Consider the following 203-nt stretch of genomic DNA (forward strand, 5'->3'; position numbering starts at 1 on the left):
GTCCGCCCGGCACTGGACGTGTCCGGGCTGCCGCACCCGGCACGACCGGGACCTCAACGCGGCGAAGAACATTCTTGCGGCTGGTCGAGCCGTAACCCGGGACGCTGTCTCGGGTGATGCCTGCGGAGCTGATGTCAGACGGCAAGGGTCCTCCCTTCCGCGATCGGCAGTGAAACAGGAACCCCGTGCCGTGAGGCACAGCG

General features: G+C 68.0%; 1 protein-coding gene. It reads left to right on the forward strand.

Annotated elements, in window-relative coordinates; all coding sequences use genetic code 11:
• Window positions 1-203: zinc ribbon domain-containing protein (locus tag IG04_RS46155; protein WP_157513154.1), on the forward strand; the 203-nt coding region annotated here is incomplete at both ends.

This window comes from Lentzea albidocapillata, assembly GCF_000719115.1.
Classification (GTDB): domain Bacteria; phylum Actinomycetota; class Actinomycetes; order Mycobacteriales; family Pseudonocardiaceae; genus Lentzea; species Lentzea albidocapillata.